The 16,659-nt window shown below is 73.9% G+C and carries 12 protein-coding genes; 7 read left to right on the top strand and 5 right to left on the bottom strand.

Going from position 1 to position 16,659, the window contains the following annotated elements:
- Positions 1 to 110 precede the first annotated feature (110 nt).
- Together QHG49_RS04485 and QHG49_RS04480 are read left to right on the top strand one after the other, a co-directional pair.
- A complete protein-coding gene (locus tag QHG49_RS04485; protein WP_301487294.1) occupies positions 111 to 1,442 on the top strand; it encodes a wax ester/triacylglycerol synthase family O-acyltransferase in 1,332 nt (443 codons plus the stop codon).
- Between the two features lie 150 nt (positions 1,443 to 1,592).
- Positions 1,593 to 3,125 (top strand): SDR family NAD(P)-dependent oxidoreductase, encoded by a 1,533-nt coding sequence (locus tag QHG49_RS04480; RefSeq protein ID WP_159706939.1) that lies wholly within the window; start codon positions 1,593 to 1,595, stop codon positions 3,123 to 3,125.
- Positions 3,126 to 3,164: 39 nt separating this feature from the next.
- On the opposite strand, the gene QHG49_RS04475 is transcribed toward QHG49_RS04480, so the two are convergent.
- Entirely contained in the window at positions 3,165 to 3,551 is a 387-nt protein-coding gene (locus tag QHG49_RS04475; protein WP_159706942.1) for a hypothetical protein, read from the bottom strand.
- Between the two features lie 461 nt (positions 3,552 to 4,012).
- Here QHG49_RS04475 and QHG49_RS04470 point away from each other — a divergent pair, with 461 nt between their 5' ends.
- Positions 4,013 to 4,186, top strand: a complete 174-nt coding sequence (locus QHG49_RS04470) for a hypothetical protein (protein WP_145484159.1) — start codon at positions 4,013 to 4,015, stop codon at positions 4,184 to 4,186.
- Positions 4,187 to 4,246: 60 nt separating this feature from the next.
- On the opposite strand, the gene QHG49_RS04465 is transcribed toward QHG49_RS04470, so the two are convergent.
- Together QHG49_RS04465 and QHG49_RS04460 are read right to left on the bottom strand one after the other, a co-directional pair.
- Complete coding sequence (locus tag QHG49_RS04465; protein ID WP_301487293.1) at positions 4,247 to 5,593, bottom strand: amidase; 1,347 nt, start codon at positions 5,591 to 5,593, stop codon at positions 4,247 to 4,249.
- 131 nt (positions 5,594 to 5,724) lie between these two features.
- Positions 5,725 to 7,128, bottom strand: coding sequence for a lipase maturation factor family protein (locus QHG49_RS04460; protein ID WP_301487292.1), 1,404 nt, complete (start codon positions 7,126 to 7,128; stop codon positions 5,725 to 5,727).
- Between the two features lie 101 nt (positions 7,129 to 7,229).
- Here QHG49_RS04460 and QHG49_RS04455 point away from each other — a divergent pair, with 101 nt between their 5' ends.
- From QHG49_RS04455 to QHG49_RS04445, 3 genes are all read left to right on the top strand, one after another.
- A complete protein-coding gene (locus tag QHG49_RS04455; protein WP_301487291.1) occupies positions 7,230 to 9,425 on the top strand; it encodes a DUF6777 domain-containing protein in 2,196 nt (731 codons plus the stop codon).
- Positions 9,426 to 9,490: 65 nt separating this feature from the next.
- The gene (locus tag QHG49_RS04450) at positions 9,491 to 11,635 is read left to right on the top strand and encodes a SpoIIE family protein phosphatase (RefSeq protein WP_301487290.1); all 2,145 of its coding nucleotides are present in this window, start codon (positions 9,491 to 9,493) and stop codon (positions 11,633 to 11,635) included.
- A 48-nt stretch (positions 11,636 to 11,683) separates the two neighbouring features.
- Positions 11,684 to 12,547, top strand: coding sequence for an Fpg/Nei family DNA glycosylase (locus QHG49_RS04445; protein WP_301487289.1), 864 nt, complete (start codon positions 11,684 to 11,686; stop codon positions 12,545 to 12,547).
- 496 nt (positions 12,548 to 13,043) lie between these two features.
- Here the strand turns inward: QHG49_RS04445 and QHG49_RS04440 are convergent, their stop codons facing one another.
- Positions 13,044 to 13,562, bottom strand: a complete 519-nt coding sequence (locus QHG49_RS04440) for a hypothetical protein (RefSeq protein ID WP_159706952.1) — start codon at positions 13,560 to 13,562, stop codon at positions 13,044 to 13,046.
- Between the two features lie 527 nt (positions 13,563 to 14,089).
- On the opposite strand from QHG49_RS04440, the gene QHG49_RS04430 reads away from it, so the two are divergent.
- On the top strand, positions 14,090 to 15,220 hold the full coding sequence (locus QHG49_RS04430; protein ID WP_301487288.1) for a CapA family protein: 1,131 nt from the start codon (positions 14,090 to 14,092) through the stop codon (positions 15,218 to 15,220).
- Here the strand turns inward: QHG49_RS04430 and QHG49_RS04425 are convergent, their stop codons facing one another.
- Complete coding sequence (locus QHG49_RS04425) at positions 15,221 to 16,642, bottom strand: amino acid permease (RefSeq protein ID WP_145484173.1); 1,422 nt, start codon at positions 16,640 to 16,642, stop codon at positions 15,221 to 15,223.
- Positions 16,643 to 16,659: the final 17 nt, after the last annotated feature.

Genomic DNA, 16,659 nt, shown 5'->3' with positions numbered 1-16,659 from the left:
GGGGCGGGACTTTATCCGTTGTTAACTGAGCGCATATCGATCGAACTTGACCGTAATCGACTGCCGGGGATTGACTGAAGTTCTCTTCCGTCGACGCGCGAGGCAAGCCCGTGACCTCCGATTTGCTCGCTCCCCTCGACCTGGCCTTCTGGAACATCGAGTCCGGCCGGCACCCGATGCACCTGGGCGCGCTCGGAGTCTTCGGCGCCCACTCGCCCACCGCGGGCGCCCACGCCGCCGACCTGCTCGCCGCGCGTGCCGCCGCCGTCCCCGGGCTGCGCCTGCGCATCCGCGACGTCTGGGGCCCCCTCGCCTTCGGCGGCGCCACCCGCGAGCCGGACCCGGACTTCGACCCGCTGAACCATGTACGGCTGCACGCGCCGACCGGCGACTTCCACGCGGCCGCCGGACGGCTGATGGAGCGCCCGCTGGAGCGCGGCCGGCCGCCCTGGGAGGCGCATGTCCTGCCCGGCGAGGACGGGGTCTCCTTCGCCGTGCTCTTCAAGTTCCACCACGCCCTCGCCGACGGGCTGCGCGCGCTCAGACTCGCCGCGGGCGTCCTCGACCCGATGGACCTGCCCGAGCGGCCGGCGCGGCCCGCCGAGCCGCCGCGCCGCGTCCTGCCGGACGTGCGCGAGCTGCCCGGCAGGCTCCCCGGCCTGATCAGGGGCGTCCTCGGCGACGCGGGCCGGGCCCTGGACATCGGTGCCTCCCTCGCCCTGTCCACGCTGCGGATGCGCCCCAGCACCGCGCTCGCCTCCCCGCCCAGCGGCACCCGCCGCACCGCCGGCGTCGTCCTGGACATCGACGATGTGCACCGGGTGCGCAAGACGGCGGGCGGCACCGTCAACGACGTCCTCATCGCGGTCGTCGCCGGCGCGCTGCGCCGCTGGCTCGACGAACGCGGCGACGGCAGCACCGGCGTGGCGCCGCGCGCCCTGATCCCCGTCTCCCGGCGCCGCCCGCGCACCGCCCAGCCACCCGGCAACCGGCTCTCCGGCTATCTGATACGGCTCCCCGTGGACGAACCCGACCCGCTCGGCCGGCTCGCCGCCGTGCGCACCGCGATGGTCCGCAACAAGGACGCGGGCCCCGACCGGGGCGCCGGCGCCGTCGCGCTGCTCGCCGACCATGTGCCGGCCCTCGGCCACCGGCTCGGCGGCCCGCTCGTCGGCCAGGCCGCGCGGCTGTGGTTCGACATCCTGGTCACCAGCGTCCCGCTGCCCGGCGTGGGACTGCGGCTCGGCGGCCACCAGCTGGCCGAGGTCTACCCGCTGGCCCCGCTCGCGCCCGGCCAGTCGCTCGCGGTCGCGATCTCCACGTACCGCGGCCGGGTCCACTACGGCCTGGTCGCGGACGCGGCGGCGGTCCCGGACCTCGACCGGTTCGCGCACGCGGTGTCGGCGGAGGTGGAGACGCTGCTGGCGGCCTGCGACTGCTGACCGGGGCGGGGCCCGGCCACCGGCTCCCCACCGGTCCCGGCCCCTGCTCCGATCGGGTTTCGCTTCCCCCTCCCGCACTCCGTTAAAATTTCGCGTTCGACAGCGGGCGCGAGTCGGAGCGCTGCGCGGGATCAGGGAAACGGCAGCGCGATGACGGTGACAGAAGACGGCTCCATGGCCGCCACGGACCCCATGGCCGCGGAAGAGGTCGTCCACGGCCCGGGGATCGACCCCGAGCGCCTGGCCGTCTGCCTCAGCGTGCTGGAGGAGCTCGACACGATCGACGTCGACCACCCCGACGCGATCCTGGTGCGCCGGGCCACCTCCTCCGTCTACCGGACGGTCAAGCAGCGCCGCCGCCAGGAGCGCCGGGCCGCCAAGACCGCCCACGACCGCGCCGTGACCGAGGCCACGGCCACCGGCTCCGCCGAGCGCATCGACGACGAGACCGAGGGCATCCTGCCCTCCTCCAAGGTCGAGGAGGGGCGCATCGCGGGCATACTCCAGCGCCCGCGCTCCTGCTACACCTGCAAGACCCGCTACGTCGAGGTCGACTACTTCTACCACCAGCTCTGTCCCCGGTGCGCCGCGCTGAACCGCGCCAAGCGGGACGCCCGCGCCGACCTCGGCGGCAAGCGCGCCCTGCTCACCGGCGGGCGCGCCAAGATCGGCATGTACATCGCGCTGCGGCTGCTGCGCGACGGGGCGCACACCACGATCACCACCCGCTTCCCCAAGGACGCCATCCGCCGCTTCAAGGCGATGGAGGACTCGGCGGACTGGCTGCACCGCCTGGAGGTCGTCGGCATCGACCTGCGCGACCCGGCGCAGGCCGTGTCCCTGGCCGAGCGGGTCAGCGAGGCGGGCCCGCTCGACATCCTGATCAACAACGCGACGCAGACCGTACGGCGGCTGCCCTCGGCGTACGCCGCGCTGGTCGAGGGCGAGAGCGCCCCGCTGCCCGCCGGTGAGCTGCCCGCCCACCAGGTGATCGGCGCCTTCAACTCCGGCGCCGTCGACGGCATCGCCGCGCTGCCCCTCGGCGCCGGCGCGCTGGAGGCGCGGGCCGCCGGCCTGGACGCGCAGCGGGTCGCCGACCTCGCGCTGGTCGCGGGCAACGCCAGCGTCGCCCGGCACCTGGACGGCACCGCGATCGACGCGGGCGGCCTGGTCCCGGACGTCGTGGACACCAACACCTGGGTGCAGTCCATCGAGCAGATCTCCCCGGTGGAGCTGCTGGAGACCCAGCTGTGCAACTACACGGCGCCGTTCATCCTGATCAGCATGCTCCGCCCGGCGATGGCCGACGCGGCCCGCAAGGCGGCGCGCGGACGGTCGTACGTCGTCAACGTCTCGGCGATGGAGGGGGTGTTCAGTCGCGGCTACAAGGGCGCCGGGCACCCGAACACCAACGCGGCGAAGGCGGCCATGAACATGGTGACGCGGACCAGCGCCCAGGAGATGTTCGACACCGACGGCATCCTCATGACCTCCGTCGACACCGGCTGGATCACCGACGAGCGCCCGCACTACGACAAGCTGCGCCTCGCCGAGGCCGGTTTCCACGCGCCCCTCGACCTGGTCGACGGCGCGGCCCGCGTCTACGACCCGATCGTGCGCGGCGAGGACGGCGACGACGTGTACGGCGTCTTCCTCAAGGACTACGCGCCCGGCAAGTGGTAGCAGGCGCCGCGCGCTGATCCCCGGGGTCCGCCCCGGGGGTCAGTCGACCGCGTCGAGCCGGTGGTGGCGCGCGGCGACCAGCTCCAGGACCGTACGCCAGTCCTCCAGCACACCGGCGTCCGAGCCCGCCGTACGGCCCTCCTCGCGGGCCAGCCGCAGGACGTCGCCGTCGGCGCCCGCGTCCCCGCGCACCAGCCGGAACACGCGCTCCCCGAGCAGCGGCCGTACCGCCGCGGCGAGGCGGTGCGCCGCGTCCGCCTCGCCGCCCGGGGCCGGCAGCGGCCCGATGCCCTGCACCAGCCCCGCGACCTGGAGCTCCTTGTCGGCGGGGTGGCCGCGGCGCAGCAGCGCGGCGGTCCGCAGCGCGTGCTGGGTCCGCCCGGCGTGCAGCAGATCCATCAGCTCCTCGACGCTGCGCAGCTCCATGCGTCGGTCCTTCCGCGAGAGGGCCGTGTCGGGCGCCAGCAGACCATGGTCGGCTTGCGGCCCGGCCAACGGCGTCTGAACGGCGTCGCGAGCCGCGTGGCGTAGGCCGAACGGGTGATACAGAACGTCGTGTCCGCGATGCGCTTTGTTATGTATAGCTGCATATTGGACGGTATTGGGTTGCCGTTCGAAACGCGATAGTTACCCCTTGTTTGCACTCCCTATCGAGCGGCAGTCCGCTCATTTGGTTAATCTGGAGTGGACGGACAGCGAAAAGGGGTCCTACCCCCACCCCTTTCGTCCGCCGGGAGCTTGCCGCGGATCATCGGCCCGCTCCGCCCGAAGTACCGGCGCCACCGCGCCCGAACTGGCCTTCCATCCAGACCCGAGCGGGCGGTGAGCACCGGAGCGCAGACTGTCCGGTACGCCCCGAGGGTGACCCGACACATAAGGAGTGCGCGGTGACACCGGAGAAGACGAAACGCGAGCAGAGCCCCGAAGACCACCCGGAGCGCCCGGGCCGCCGGCCCGGAGAACTCGGCAGCCTCGACGTGTGGGCCAGGTCCGCCCCCATCCGCCTCGCCGGCTACGAGGAGGACCTCGCCGAACCCCATATCCTGCCGAGCGTGGACTGACCCCCTCGCCCCGACGCCGGCCGGGATGTGGGAGCGGCGCCTGGGCGCCGCTCCGGTCAGTCAGTCGCCCAGCGGTGCCGTGCGGCGCCACGGGAGCGAGCGCTCCAGTTCCGCCGCCAGGTCCAGCAGGACGGCCTCCGTGCCGGGGCGGCCCACCAGTTGGACGGCGGCGGGGGCGCCCGAGGGCAGGGTGCCGACGGGGACGGACATCGCGGGCCAGCCGGTCAGGTTCCAGGGCGGGGTGAACGGCGAGTAGGCCGAGTTCGCGAGGACGTTGCGCAGCCAGCCGCGTTCGTGCCAGGGCCCGGCGGCAGGGGAGCGGCGGGCCAGGGCCGGGGTGAGCAGCACATCGTGCTCGGTGAGGAAGGGGGTCAGCCGGGCGCGCAGCCGCTCGCGTTCGCCGCCGGTGCGGACCGGGCCGACGAAGCGCCGGCCGATCGCCGCGTGCACCCGGGTGCGCCGGGCCAGCCGCGCCGGGTCCAGACCCTCGGCGTCCACCGCCGTCCCCGCCGTCCAGTGCCTGAGCGCGCTCACACCCATGCTCAGCGGGTACGGCGGTTCCGCCCGGCGCACCCGGTGGCCCGCCCGCGCCAGCGCCCCCGCCGCCTGCCGGACCGCGCCCGCGTACGGGCGGCCGACGCCCGCCACGGGCAGCGGATTGCGCAGGGCCACGGCGATCGTGCGCCGCGCGGGCTCCCCGGCGGCGGGGAGGTCCCGGCCGGCCAGGACGCCCAGCATCAGCCGCAGATCCTCGACCGTGGTGGCCAGCGGTCCGTTCTCCGACATGCCGAACCAGTCGCCGTTGCCGATCCCCGCCGGCACCACCCCGAACCCCGGCTTCAGGGTGACGAGTCCGCAGTTCGCCGCCGGGATGCGCAGCGAGCCCATGCCGTCGTTGCCGAGCGCGACCGGCGTGAACCCCGCGGCCACGGCGGCGGCGCTGCCCCCGGAGGAGCCGCCCGCCGTGCGCGTGGTGTCCCAGGGGTTGCGCGAGGCGCCGTACGGCCCCTCGGTCGTACCGAAGACGCACAGCTCGGGCACGTTCGTCAGGCCCACGACCACCGCGCCCGCCGCCCGCAGCCGCGCCACCGTGACATGGTCCTCGGCCGCCGGGGTGTCCGGGGTCGCCGCGGAGCCGTCGCGGTGGGCCTCGCCGCGCACCGCCAGGTTGTCCTTCACCGCCACCGGCACGCCCGCGAGCGGGAGTTCGGTCAGATCGGCGCGCGCGCCCACCTCGTCCGCCTCGGCGAGCGCCGCCCGCGCCCGTACGGTGCGGAACGCCTCGATCCGCCCGTCGTACCGCTCGATCCGCGCCAGGTGCTCCGCCGCCACCTCCCGTGGCGTCACCCGCTTCTCCCGTACGGCGGCGGCTATGTCGGCGGCACTCCGCCCGGCCCAGTTCCCCACGGCACTCCTCGGTCAGTCGTCGGCTACTCGCCGGTACGTACAGGGCGCAGGGAGAACTGTGCCTCGTCGGGCCCGGTACGTCGAGGCCCCGCCGCCGGGCACCGCGTGGCCGTGGCCGCCCCCTCGGCCGCTCAGGTCAGCCGGGTCGGCGGCAGGTACTCGCGCACGTACGTCCGGTCCCAGCACGCCCCCGTCTCCCGCAACTCCCGCCAGGAGGTGTAGCGGTAGCGGAAGAGGCGGGCGCGGACGTAGCGCGGCGGGGTGTCCGGCGGGAAGGGGGAGCGGCGCAGCAGCCGTAGCGTGGCGCGGTCGTTCTCCAGGAGGCGTTCCACCAGGCCGCCGAACCACTCCCCGGCGTACGCGGGCGACAGCGCGGCGAACCACATCAGCCAGTCCAGGCGCAGATGGTACGGCGCGAACTGGCGCGGCCAGCGGCGTGGTCGGCCCGGCTTGCCCTTGAACTCGTACTCCCGCCAGTCCCCGTCCTCCCGGGCCACCTCGTCCAGGGTGCCCTCCACGACCACCTCGTAGCGCACCCGGCTGACACTGCCGAACGCGCCGTAGGTGTTGACCAGATGGAGCGGGTCGAAGGAGCGGTTCATCACCTGGCGCCGGGAGACCATGTTCACCACCGGGTGATAGCTGAGGAACAGCAGCAGCGCGGCGAGGGCCAGCACCACGATCTCGTACCACGGGGGCGCGGACGGCAGGGCCGGTGCCGTCGCCGGGAGCCGCAGCGCGGAGAGCGCCAGCACGACGGTGATCCAGTTCAGCCAGGAGAAGTTGCCGGAGAGCACCAGCCACAGCTGGGTCACGATCATCAGCGCGGCGGCGGCCGAGGCGATCGGCTGGGGGGTGAACAGCAGGAACGGCACCACGAGTTGGGTGACGTGGTTGGCGGCGGCCTCCACCCGGTGCAGCGGCTTCGGCAGATGGTGGAAGAACCAGCTCAGCGGGCCCGGCATCGGCTGCGTCTCGTGGTGGTAGTACAGGCAGGTCAGCTTGCGCCAGCACGCGTCGCCGCGCAGCTTGATCAGCCCCGCGCCGAACTCCACCCGGAACAGGATCCAGCGCAGCAGGAACAGCACCGGCACCGGCGGCGCCACCTGGCCGTTGCCGAGGAAGGCGGCCAGGAAACCGGTCTCCAGCAGCAGCGACTCCCAGCCGAACGCGTACCAGGTCTGGCCCACGTTCACGATCGACAGGTACAGCGCCCACGGCACCAGCCACAGCACGATCGCCGCCCACAGCGGCAGCGGCGCGTCCGCCCCGGCGAGCAGCGCCGCCGAGACCGCGCACCCGAGCCATGCCACGGCCGCGAAGAACCGGTCCGAGTAGTGCAGCTGGAACAGGCTCGGCGCCCGCCGGAAGCGGATCCGCGCCACATAGCGCGGGATCGGCAGCATCCCGCGCTCGCCCAGCAGCGGCCGGAACTGGAGGGCGGCCGCCAGGAACGCCACGAGGTACACGGCGGCGAGCGACCGCTGGAGGACCAGCCGGCTCAGCCAGTAGCCGGGTGCGGTGAACCAGTCCACGACCGCCTCGTCTCCCTCGCGCCGATCCCCCCGAGTTGCCAGTGAAACGGGAGCAAAGCAAATAATAGTGAGAATTCACCCACAGTGATGCGGAGTCCACGGTGCGCATACCCACCGGATCCATGGCCATGGCCTGCGTGCTGCTGTCAGTGGCGCTGCTCCTCACCGGGTGTGCGGGCGCCGCCGTCAAGGAGGCCCAACTGGGCGAGGAGGTCTTCCTCCAGCCCGCCGCCGAGCAGGGCCCCAACCCCTTCACCGCCTCCACGGCCACCGGCCCCGCCCGCACCGGTACGCCCCGGCCGGCCGGCACGGGGCGCACCGCCGACGTCAGCGCGCCGCCCGCCGGTCTCGCCGTCGCCCCGCTGGCGGCGGCCCGCGCCCTGTCCGGCGGCACCCCGGGGCTCTACAGCGGCAGCGTCCGCGTCGCCGGCTGCGACGTCGAACGGCAGATCGGCGGGCTGACGGCGGACCCCGCCCGGGGGAACGCGTTCGCCCATGTGGCCGGTGTCTCCCGCACGGATCTGCCCGGCTATCTCCGCGCCCTGACCCCGGTCCTGCTGCGCGCCGACACCCGTGTCACCAACCACGGCTACCGGGACGGGGAGACCGCCGGGTACCAGGCCGTGCTCCAGGCCGGCACCGCCGTACTGGTCGACGACCGGGGTGTGCCACGGGTGCGCTGCGCCTGTGGCAACCCGCTGCGGCCGCCCGAGGAGGCCCGGGGCGGCGTCGGCGCGCGCGGCACCGCGTGGTCGGGCTACCGGCCGAACCAGGTCATCGTGGTGACACCGGCGCCCCAGGCGGTCGGCAGCCTCACCCTGCTGGACGCCGGGACGAACACCTGGATAGAGCGCCGGCTCGGCCCCGACGTCCGCAACGACCACCTCGTGGCCCCGCCGGCCGTCGCCGACACCGCGCCCCCGGATCCGGGACTCACCGGCTTCCCCCACCCGTCCCGGCCGGACTCCGGTCAGCCGAGTCCCCGGGAGAGCAGGTCGAACACGGCGACGGGCGAGATCGGGGGAGCGGTGATCGACACGGGACGGATGACACCGGGGCGGGGCGAGGGCCGTGGTGAGGGTGCGGAGGATCGTCGTACGCAGACGGACGGGACCGGCACGGGACAGCGGGTCCGGAGTACGCGGGCCGTGGACCGGGGGGTGACCGGCCGGGGAAAGGCCGGGTCGGACACGGGGACGCGGAGCACCGGGGGGAGGGCGGACGCCGGTTCAGGCAGTTCCGGAGGGGTGACGGGGACGGGTTCGCACAGCGTCGGGGGGAGGGCGGGGACCGGTTCGCACAGCGCGGAGGGGAGTGCGGAGGACGGTGCGCACAGCGTCGGGGGGAGGGCGGAGGACGGTTCGCACAGCGCTGGGGGGAGGGCGGAGGACGGTTCGCACAGCGCGGCTTCCGCCGGTGGGCACGGTACGCACGTGGCGGACGAGCGGGTGCCTTCGGCGGCCGATGCGCGCGGTACGTCGGGTACGACGGGAGGCGGGACGCGGGCGGGTGAGGCGCCCAGTGCACCGTCTGCGACCGGCGCCGCGTCCCGGAAGGCCGACGGCTCTGCCGCCCCGGTCACGCCCCGGACGGCCGCCTCCGCGGCCCCGGCTACGACCGGCCACGGCACGCCGACATCCGACGCGTCGAGCGCCCCGGCTGCGACCGGCGCCACGTCCCGGAGGGCTGAGGGCTCCGCCGCTCCCGCCGTGACCGGCGTGGGCACCCGTACGGCCGACACCTCCGCAGCCCCGGCTACGACCAGCCACGGCACTTCGAGATCCGACGCGTCCAGTCCCTCGGCTGCGATCGGCGGCGCATCCCGGACGGCCAACGCCTCCGCCGCTCCCGCCACGACCAGCCAGGGCACCCGCACTGCCGACGCGTCCCCCGCCCCGGCGTCGGCTGGCCCCGCCACCCCCACGGCCGAAGCCCACAGGACCTCCGCCGTCCCCGATCGGAGCACGCCCGCGCCCGCCGCCTCCTCCGAGGCACGCGCCGTACTCCCCGCCTCGGCGCCGGCGACCGCCTCGGCGCCACCGGCAACTCCCAGGGCCACCCCCTCTGCCGCGCCTTCGCTTCTCGACCCCCTGGCCTATCCCCCCGATACGTCGCTCCTTCACGACCCGCCCCCCTTCGGTGATTCCCCCACACCCCAGGAGCCCGACGAGATCGGTCCGCCCAACGTCACGGACACGCCCGCCATGCCCGACCCCAGCCGCACCGACGCGTCGGTGGTTCCGGGCGGCGGCGCCGGGAAAGTCGCCCCCGCCCCCGCCGGCGCGCTCGGCGGCTGACCCCGGGCCGGGCCCTGGCCCCGGGACCGGTCGAAGAATCCGGCGAATCCTGGCAAGGTGGGCCCATGGCTGATCGGGGAGCGAGTGCCCTGTCACTCCCGGAGGACTGGCCCGCCCACCCGGACCCGATCCTGGCGCTCAACCACATGGGCACCTTCGACTGGGACCTGGACAAGGGCCTGTTCCACATGGACGCCGAGGCGCACGAGGTCTTCGACCTGCTGCCCGACGAGTTCGACGGGCGCCCCGAATCCCTGGTCCTGCGGGTGCCGCGGCCCGAGGCGGCCCGGCTCGACGCCCTCGTCGCCCAGGTCATCAAGGAGGGCGGCGAGAACTTCGGCGCCTACTTCCGCATCCGCTGCCGCGACGGCACCCCGCGCTGGACCCACACCCAGGGCTACATCCGCCGCGACGACGCCGGGCGCCCCCGCCGGGTCGTCGGCATCGTGCGGGACGCCACCGAGGAACTGGCCGACAGCACCTCCCGCAGCATGCGCGCGGCGCAGGAACTTGCCTTCCGGCAGCAGACCAACATCGTCCAGGTCGTCTCCGCGGCCCTGGCGCACGCCCGCACCGTGCAGGACGTCATCGACGTGCTCAAGGACACCCACGGCATCCGCCGCCTGGGCGCGGCCAGCTTCGTGATGGCCCTGGTGGAGGCCGGGCGGATCCGGCTCGTCGCGGAGGCGCCGCCCGGCAGCTTCGTGCCCGCCACCCAGGTGAACCGGATCGACGAGCCGTACCCCATGAGCGAGGTCGTGCGCACGCTGAGCCCCCGGTTCGTCGAGACGCCGGAGGAGTTCGCCGAGGAGTACCCGCTGCTGTGGCCGCAGATCACCCATCTGGACATCGCCTCGGCCGCCTATCTGCCGCTGATCGCCCAAGGGCGTGCGATCGGCGCGATGGGCCTGCTCTACAGCGACCGGCGCGGCTTCTCCGACGAGGAGCGCGGCGTCCTCGTCGCGCTCGGCGGCAGCATCGCGCAGAGCCTTCAGCGGGCCATGTTCTACGAGCAGCAGAAGGACCTCGCCCAGGGCCTCCAGCAGGCCATGCTGCCGCGCACCATCCCGAACGTGCCGGGCGCCGACATCGCCGTACGCTACCGTTCGGCCGCGCTCGGCCGGGACATCGGCGGCGACTGGTACGACGTGATCCCGCTGCCCGGCGGCCGGGTCGGCGCGGTCATCGGCGACGTCCAGGGCCATGACACCCACGCGGCGGCCGTGATGGGCCAGCTGCGGATCGTGCTGCGCGCCTACGCCGCCGAGGGGCACACCCCGGCCGCCGTGATGGCCCGCGCCTCGGTCTTCCTGCACGAACTCGACACCGACCGCTTCGCCACCTGTCTGTACGCCGAGGCCGACCTGTCCACCGGGGTGGTGCAGATGGTGCGCGCCGGGCACATCGACCCGCTGATGCGCGGGCCCGGCGGCTGCCGGCGCGTCCAGGCGGAGGGCGGGCTGCCGCTCGGGCTCTCGGCGGAGTTCGGCGATCTGGAGTATCCCGTCTCCACCCTCGAACTCGACCCGGGCGAGACCCTGTTGCTGTGCACCGACGGCCTGGTCGAACAGCCCGGCGCCGACCTGGACGACGGCATGCGGGGTCTGGCGGAGCAGGTGTGCGGCGGACCCGAGGACGTGGCCGACCTCGCCGACCGGCTGATCCAGCTGGCCGAGGAGCGCGGCGGCGAGGACGACGTGGCCCTGCTTCTGCTGCGCCGCCGGGAACCGGAGACCGCGCGGCCCTGCGGCCGGCTCCAGCAGCATGTGGCGCCCGGCGATCCGGAGGCCCTCACCCAGGCCCGGCACATGATCAGATCGGCGGTGCGGGCCTGGGGCGCGGGTGAGCGCGCCGACGAGATCGAGCTGGCCGCGGACGAGCTGATGACCAATGTCCTGGTGCACACCGAGGGCGCGGCGATCGTCACCCTGCGGTCCCTCGTCGGCGCCGGGCGCCGGCTGCGGATCGAGGTGGAGGACTCCTCCAGCGCCCTGCCCCGGCGCCGGGACGCGGGCGAGGAGGGGGTGTCCGGGCGGGGACTGCTGCTGGTGGAGATGCTGGCCGACGACTGGGGCGTGGAGGCGCGGGGCAGCGGCAAGGCGGTGTGGTGCGAGTTCCGGCTGGGCGAGGAGCGAGAGGGGGAGAGCCGAGCGGGGGAGGGCCGAACGAGGGAGGGCCGAACGAGGGAGGGCCGAACGAGGGAGGGCTGAACGGGTGAGCCCGGGGGCGTTGTCGGTGGCGGGTGGCACTCTGGACATATGCCGGAACTGCCCGAGGTGGAAGCGCTGACGGATTTCCTCACCGAGCACCTGGTCGGCCTGCGGGTGGCGCGGGTGCTGCCGGTCGCCGTCAGCGTGCTGAAGACGTACGACCCTCCCGTCACCGCCCTCGAAGGCGCCCGGGTGACCGAGGTGCGCCGGTACGGCAAGTTCCTGGACCTCGCGGCGGACGGCGGGCTGCACCTGGTGACGCATCTGGCCCGCGCCGGCTGGCTGCAGTGGCGGGACCGGCTGCCGGACGGACCGCCCAAGCCGGGCAAGGGCCCGCTCGCGCTGCGGGTGGCGCTGGAGACCGGCGAGGGCTTCGACCTCACCGAGGCCGGCACCCAGAAGCGCCTCGCGGTGTACGTGGTCCGCGATCCGGCGCAGGTGCCGGGGATCGCCCGCCTCGGCCCCGATCCGCTGGCCGCCGACTTCGACGAGACGCGCTTCGCGGCCCTCCTCAAGGGCGAGCGGCGCCAGCTCAAGGGCGCCCTGCGGGACCAGTCCCTGATCGCGGGGGTGGGCAACGCGTACAGCGACGAGATCCTGCACGCCGCGAAGATGTCCCCCTTCAAACGCGCCGCCTCCCTCACCCCGCAGGAGACCCACCACCTCTACGAGGCGCTGCGCAGCACGCTGACCGAGGCGGTCGAGCGCTCCCGGGGAGTGGCCGCGGGCCGCCTGAAGTCCGAGAAGAAGAGCGGCCTGCGCGTCCACGGCCGCACCGGCGAGCCCTGTCCGGTCTGCGGCGACACCATTCGCGAGGTCTCCTTCAGCGACTCCTCCCTCCAGTACTGCCCCACCTGCCAGACGGGCGGCAAACCCCTGGCGGACCGACGACTGTCCCGCCTGCTGAAGTGAGGGGGCCAGGCACCGGTGACCGATGGGCGCGTGGATGCCGCAGGACCGGAGGTCGGCGGGCGACCGAAGCGAAATGAGCAGCCGCCCGCCGACGCGGCCGTCCACCCGCGTGCGCCCGTGACACGTCCCGGCCCGGCCCCGCGCACCGACGCGGCCGTGACACGGCCCCGCCTCGCACCACCCCTCCGAGGCGCCCGCGGCTGCCTCCGGATGACACGAACGGCGGTGACAGACCGGGGCCGACGGTGGTCGTGGCCCGCCGGGGCAAGCGGCCGCGACGCCCTCCGGGGCCCGTGACGGGCCGCCGGCGCGTCCTGCGCGGACCACACCCCTCGCACCGGCCGCGCCCGGACCCGGACCCGGACCCGGCCCCGGACGCGGGCGCGGGCGCCCGTCGAGCGCTGGTCCGCGAGGTCGCGGGAACGGCCGGGCGCGCCCCGCCCCGGAACAGACGGCCGCCTCGGAACAGACGGCCGCCCCGGAACAGACGGCGGTCTCAGAACAGGTGGATCGCCAAGTGCCCCAGCGGCAGCCCCAGTTGCCACGCCGGGGTCCACACCTTCGGGCCGTCGTCCTCGTCGGCCGGGACGACGCCGCCCGGTACCGCGTCCAGGTCGGTGGCCAGGAGTTCGGTCTCCTCCAGCCAGCGCCAGGCGTCCTGGGCGAGGGCCAGGTCGGGGGCGGGGGAGCCGGCGGCGTCGGCGGTCAGGTCGGCCATACGGGTGCGGACCCAGTCCTGCCACGGATGGTCGCAGGCGGTCAGCGACAGCCAGTTCTCCAGCTGGGAGACGACCCGGATGCCGGACAGCTCCCCCTCGGTGTCGGACAGGAAGACGGTCAGCGCCAGCGCGTCCCGGCCCGCCCGGAACTCGAAGGACGTCGGCGGCATCAGATCGCCGGTGCGCAGCAGCTCGTCGGCGATGTACTCGGCGTACAACCACGCCATGGGGACGACCAGTTCACCACCGCCGACGCCGTCCGCGCCGTCGGTGCCCTCGTGACCTGTGTGCGGCATTTCCTTCCTGCCCTTCCTCCGGTGCGTACGGGTCGCCCGATCCCCGGGGACCCGCCCTCGCCCGGAACACGGATGAGGACAGCCCATTGCCCCAACGGGGCCCACAGCAAGGCGCTTTGCCGAGGTTTGACCTGACCCCCGGTTTCAGCGCAGGTCGGCCGCAATACCCGGAAGCTCCCGGCGCGGGGTGCGGAGCGCGGCGAACGCCCGGGGCTTCACGGTACCGGCCGCGGTGCCGGGGGCGCGCGCCGCTTCCGCCACACCGGTCCCGCGGCGGTGCACGAGGCCAAGCGCGTCACGGTGGCGGGGCGTGAGAGTCTTCACAGCCGCCGGTGGGGCGCCTCGCCGCGGCACCCCGACGCCCGCCTCGGCCGCCGGGCTCTCGCGAAGGGTCCCGGATGGGTCAATGAGAGGAACCGGACCGTTTGGACGGAGAGTCGGCTTCATACCCATATGCCCGTCACGGCAAGGTCGGTAAATACGACAGCCGTACTGACGTACTGACCCAGATCCCAAGGGGTGAGCCGATGATCGGACGCAGACACCAGGTGGCCCTGGCCCTGACCGCCGTCCTCACGGCGGCGGCCGCCTGCTCCCAGCAGATCCGCCAGGACCCCGGCCGGGGCGGCGCCGCCGGGCCGCCCGCGGAGCGGCACGGCTTCACCCTCGTCGCCACCGGCGACATCCTCACCCACCCCGCCGTCCTCGAACGCGCCTCCTCCGACGCCTCGGGCGGCGGCTACGACTTCCGGCCCATGCTCTCGGGCGTCGAACCCCTCGTCCACGGCGCCGATCTGGCGCTGTGCCACCTGGAGGACGGCACCGGCGGCGCCGCCCCGCTGTCCCCGCCGCAGCTCGCCCAGGACCTCGCCATGACCGGCTACGACGGCTGCGCCACCGCCTCCGAACACGCCCTGGACAACGGCGCCGACGGCATCCGGGGCACCCTGGACACGCTGGACGCGGCGGGCCTCAAGCACGTCGGCACGGCCCGCGGCGCGGACGAGTCCCGGCGCCCGGCCCTGTACCGGGCCGGTTCCGCCGAGGTCGCGCAGCTGTCGTACACCTTCGGCACCGAGCAGCCGCTGCCGGACGGGCAGCCCTGGGCGCTCGGTCCGATCGACGCCGACCGGATCACCGCCGACGCCCGCGCCGCCCGCAAGGCCGGTGCCGACGTGGTCGTCCTCTCCCTGCACTGGGGCGCGAACGGCGACGACGCCCCCACCGAGGACCAGGCCGCCCTCGCCCGGAGACTGACCGCCGCGGCCGACGCCGGGCGCCCGGACATCGACCTGATCCTCGGCAGCCACAGCCATGTCCCGCAGCCGTACGAGAAGATCAACGGCACCTGGGTGGTCTACGGCCTCGGCGACCAGATCTCCGACGAACTGGACGACGGCAACGGCTCCCGGGACCCGCGCGGCAACGAGTCCACCCTCGCCCGCTTCACCTTCGCCCCGCCCGCGCGGGCCGGTGAGCGCTGGCAGGTGACACGGGCCGAGTTCGTGCCGCAGATGTACGACCTCGACGCCGGACGCGTGCTCGACGTGAACCGGGCCGTCGCCGGTGGCGCCGACCTCGCCGGGGTCCGCGACCGGATCCGGGACGTGGTGCTCAGCCGGGGCGCCGCCGCCGACGGACTGGTGATGGGGGAGTGATCAGCCGGTGCGCCGCTCGGCCAGCGCCGAACGCTTGTAGGAATAGGTGAAGTAGACCAGGCAGCCGATCAGGAACCACACCGCGAACCGCACCCAGGTCTGCCACTGGAGGAAGGTGATCAGCCAGATCGAGAAGACGACACCCAGCGCGGGCACGAACGGCACCCACGGCGTACGGAAGGCGCGCGGCAGGTCCGGGCGCCGCCGGCGCAGCACGATCACCGCCACGCACACCACCACGAACGCCAGCAGGATGCCGATGTTGGTCAGCTCGGCGGCCTCCCCGATCGGCAGGAACCCGGCGATCAGCGCGGAGGCCGCCCCGACGATCCACGTCACCCGGGTCGGCACATGACGCGTCGGGTGCGTCTTGGCGAACCAGCGGGGCAGCAGACCGTCCCGGGACATGGAGAACCAGACGCGGGTGACGCCCAGCATGAACGTGAACATCACGGTGAGGATGCCGATGATGGCGCCCACCGCGATCACGTCCGCGAGCGCGTTGAGCCCGACCGACTTGAAGGCCGTGCTGAACCCGCTCTCCTTGTCGATGTCCTTGTAGTTCTGCATACCGGTCAGCACCAGGCAGGCCGCCACGTACAGCACCATGGCGATCACCAGCGAGTAGATGATCGCCCTCGGCATGTGCCGCTGCGCGTCCTTGGACTCCTCGGCGGCGGTCGACATCGCGTCGTAGCCGAACACCGCGAAGAACACCGTGGCCGCACCGGTGAAGGCGCCGCCGATCCCGTAGGGGAAGAACGGGTGGTAGTTGGCGCTGTCGATATGGAACACGCCGACCCCGATGACCAGCAGCACCACCAGCACCTTCACCCCGACCACGATCGTCTCGAAGCGGGCCGCGCTGCGGATGCCGAGGTTGAGCAGCCAGGCGATCAGCAGGCACAGCAGCACCGCGAACAGGTCCACCCGGTGCCCGGCGCCGGTGCCGGGCGCGCCCATCATCCAGTGCGGCAGCTTCGCGCCCATCTGTTCGACCAGGAAGCCGAAGTAGCCGGAGATGCCGATCGCGACCACCGCCACGATCGCCGTGTACTCCAGGAGCAGGTCCCAGCCGATGAACCAGCCCGCGAACTCGCCGAGCACCGCGTAGCCGTACGTGTACGCCGAGCCCGCCTTCGGGATGAGCCCCGCGAACTCGGCGTACGACAGCGCCGCGCACGCGCTCGCCGCCCCGGCGATCAGGAAGGACACCAGCACCGCGGGCCCGGCCGTGCCGTTGGCGACCGTACCGGCGAGGGTGAAGATGCCGGCGCCGATGATGCCGCCCACGCCGATCGCGGTGAGCTGCCACAGCCCGAGGGACCGTTCCAGGCGGGGTCCCTCGCCGACCTCCGTCTCCTCGATGTGCTCGATGGGTTTGCGGCGGAGAATGCCCTCACCCGCGCGGAGTCTTGCCATACGCCTCACCTCTTCGC

It is taken from the genome of Streptomyces sp. WP-1 (assembly GCF_030450125.1).
Lineage (GTDB): Bacteria > Actinomycetota > Actinomycetes > Streptomycetales > Streptomycetaceae > Streptomyces > Streptomyces incarnatus.
Note: the sequence above shows the minus strand (reverse complement) of the source record. Positions and strands in the feature narration are given on the sequence as shown.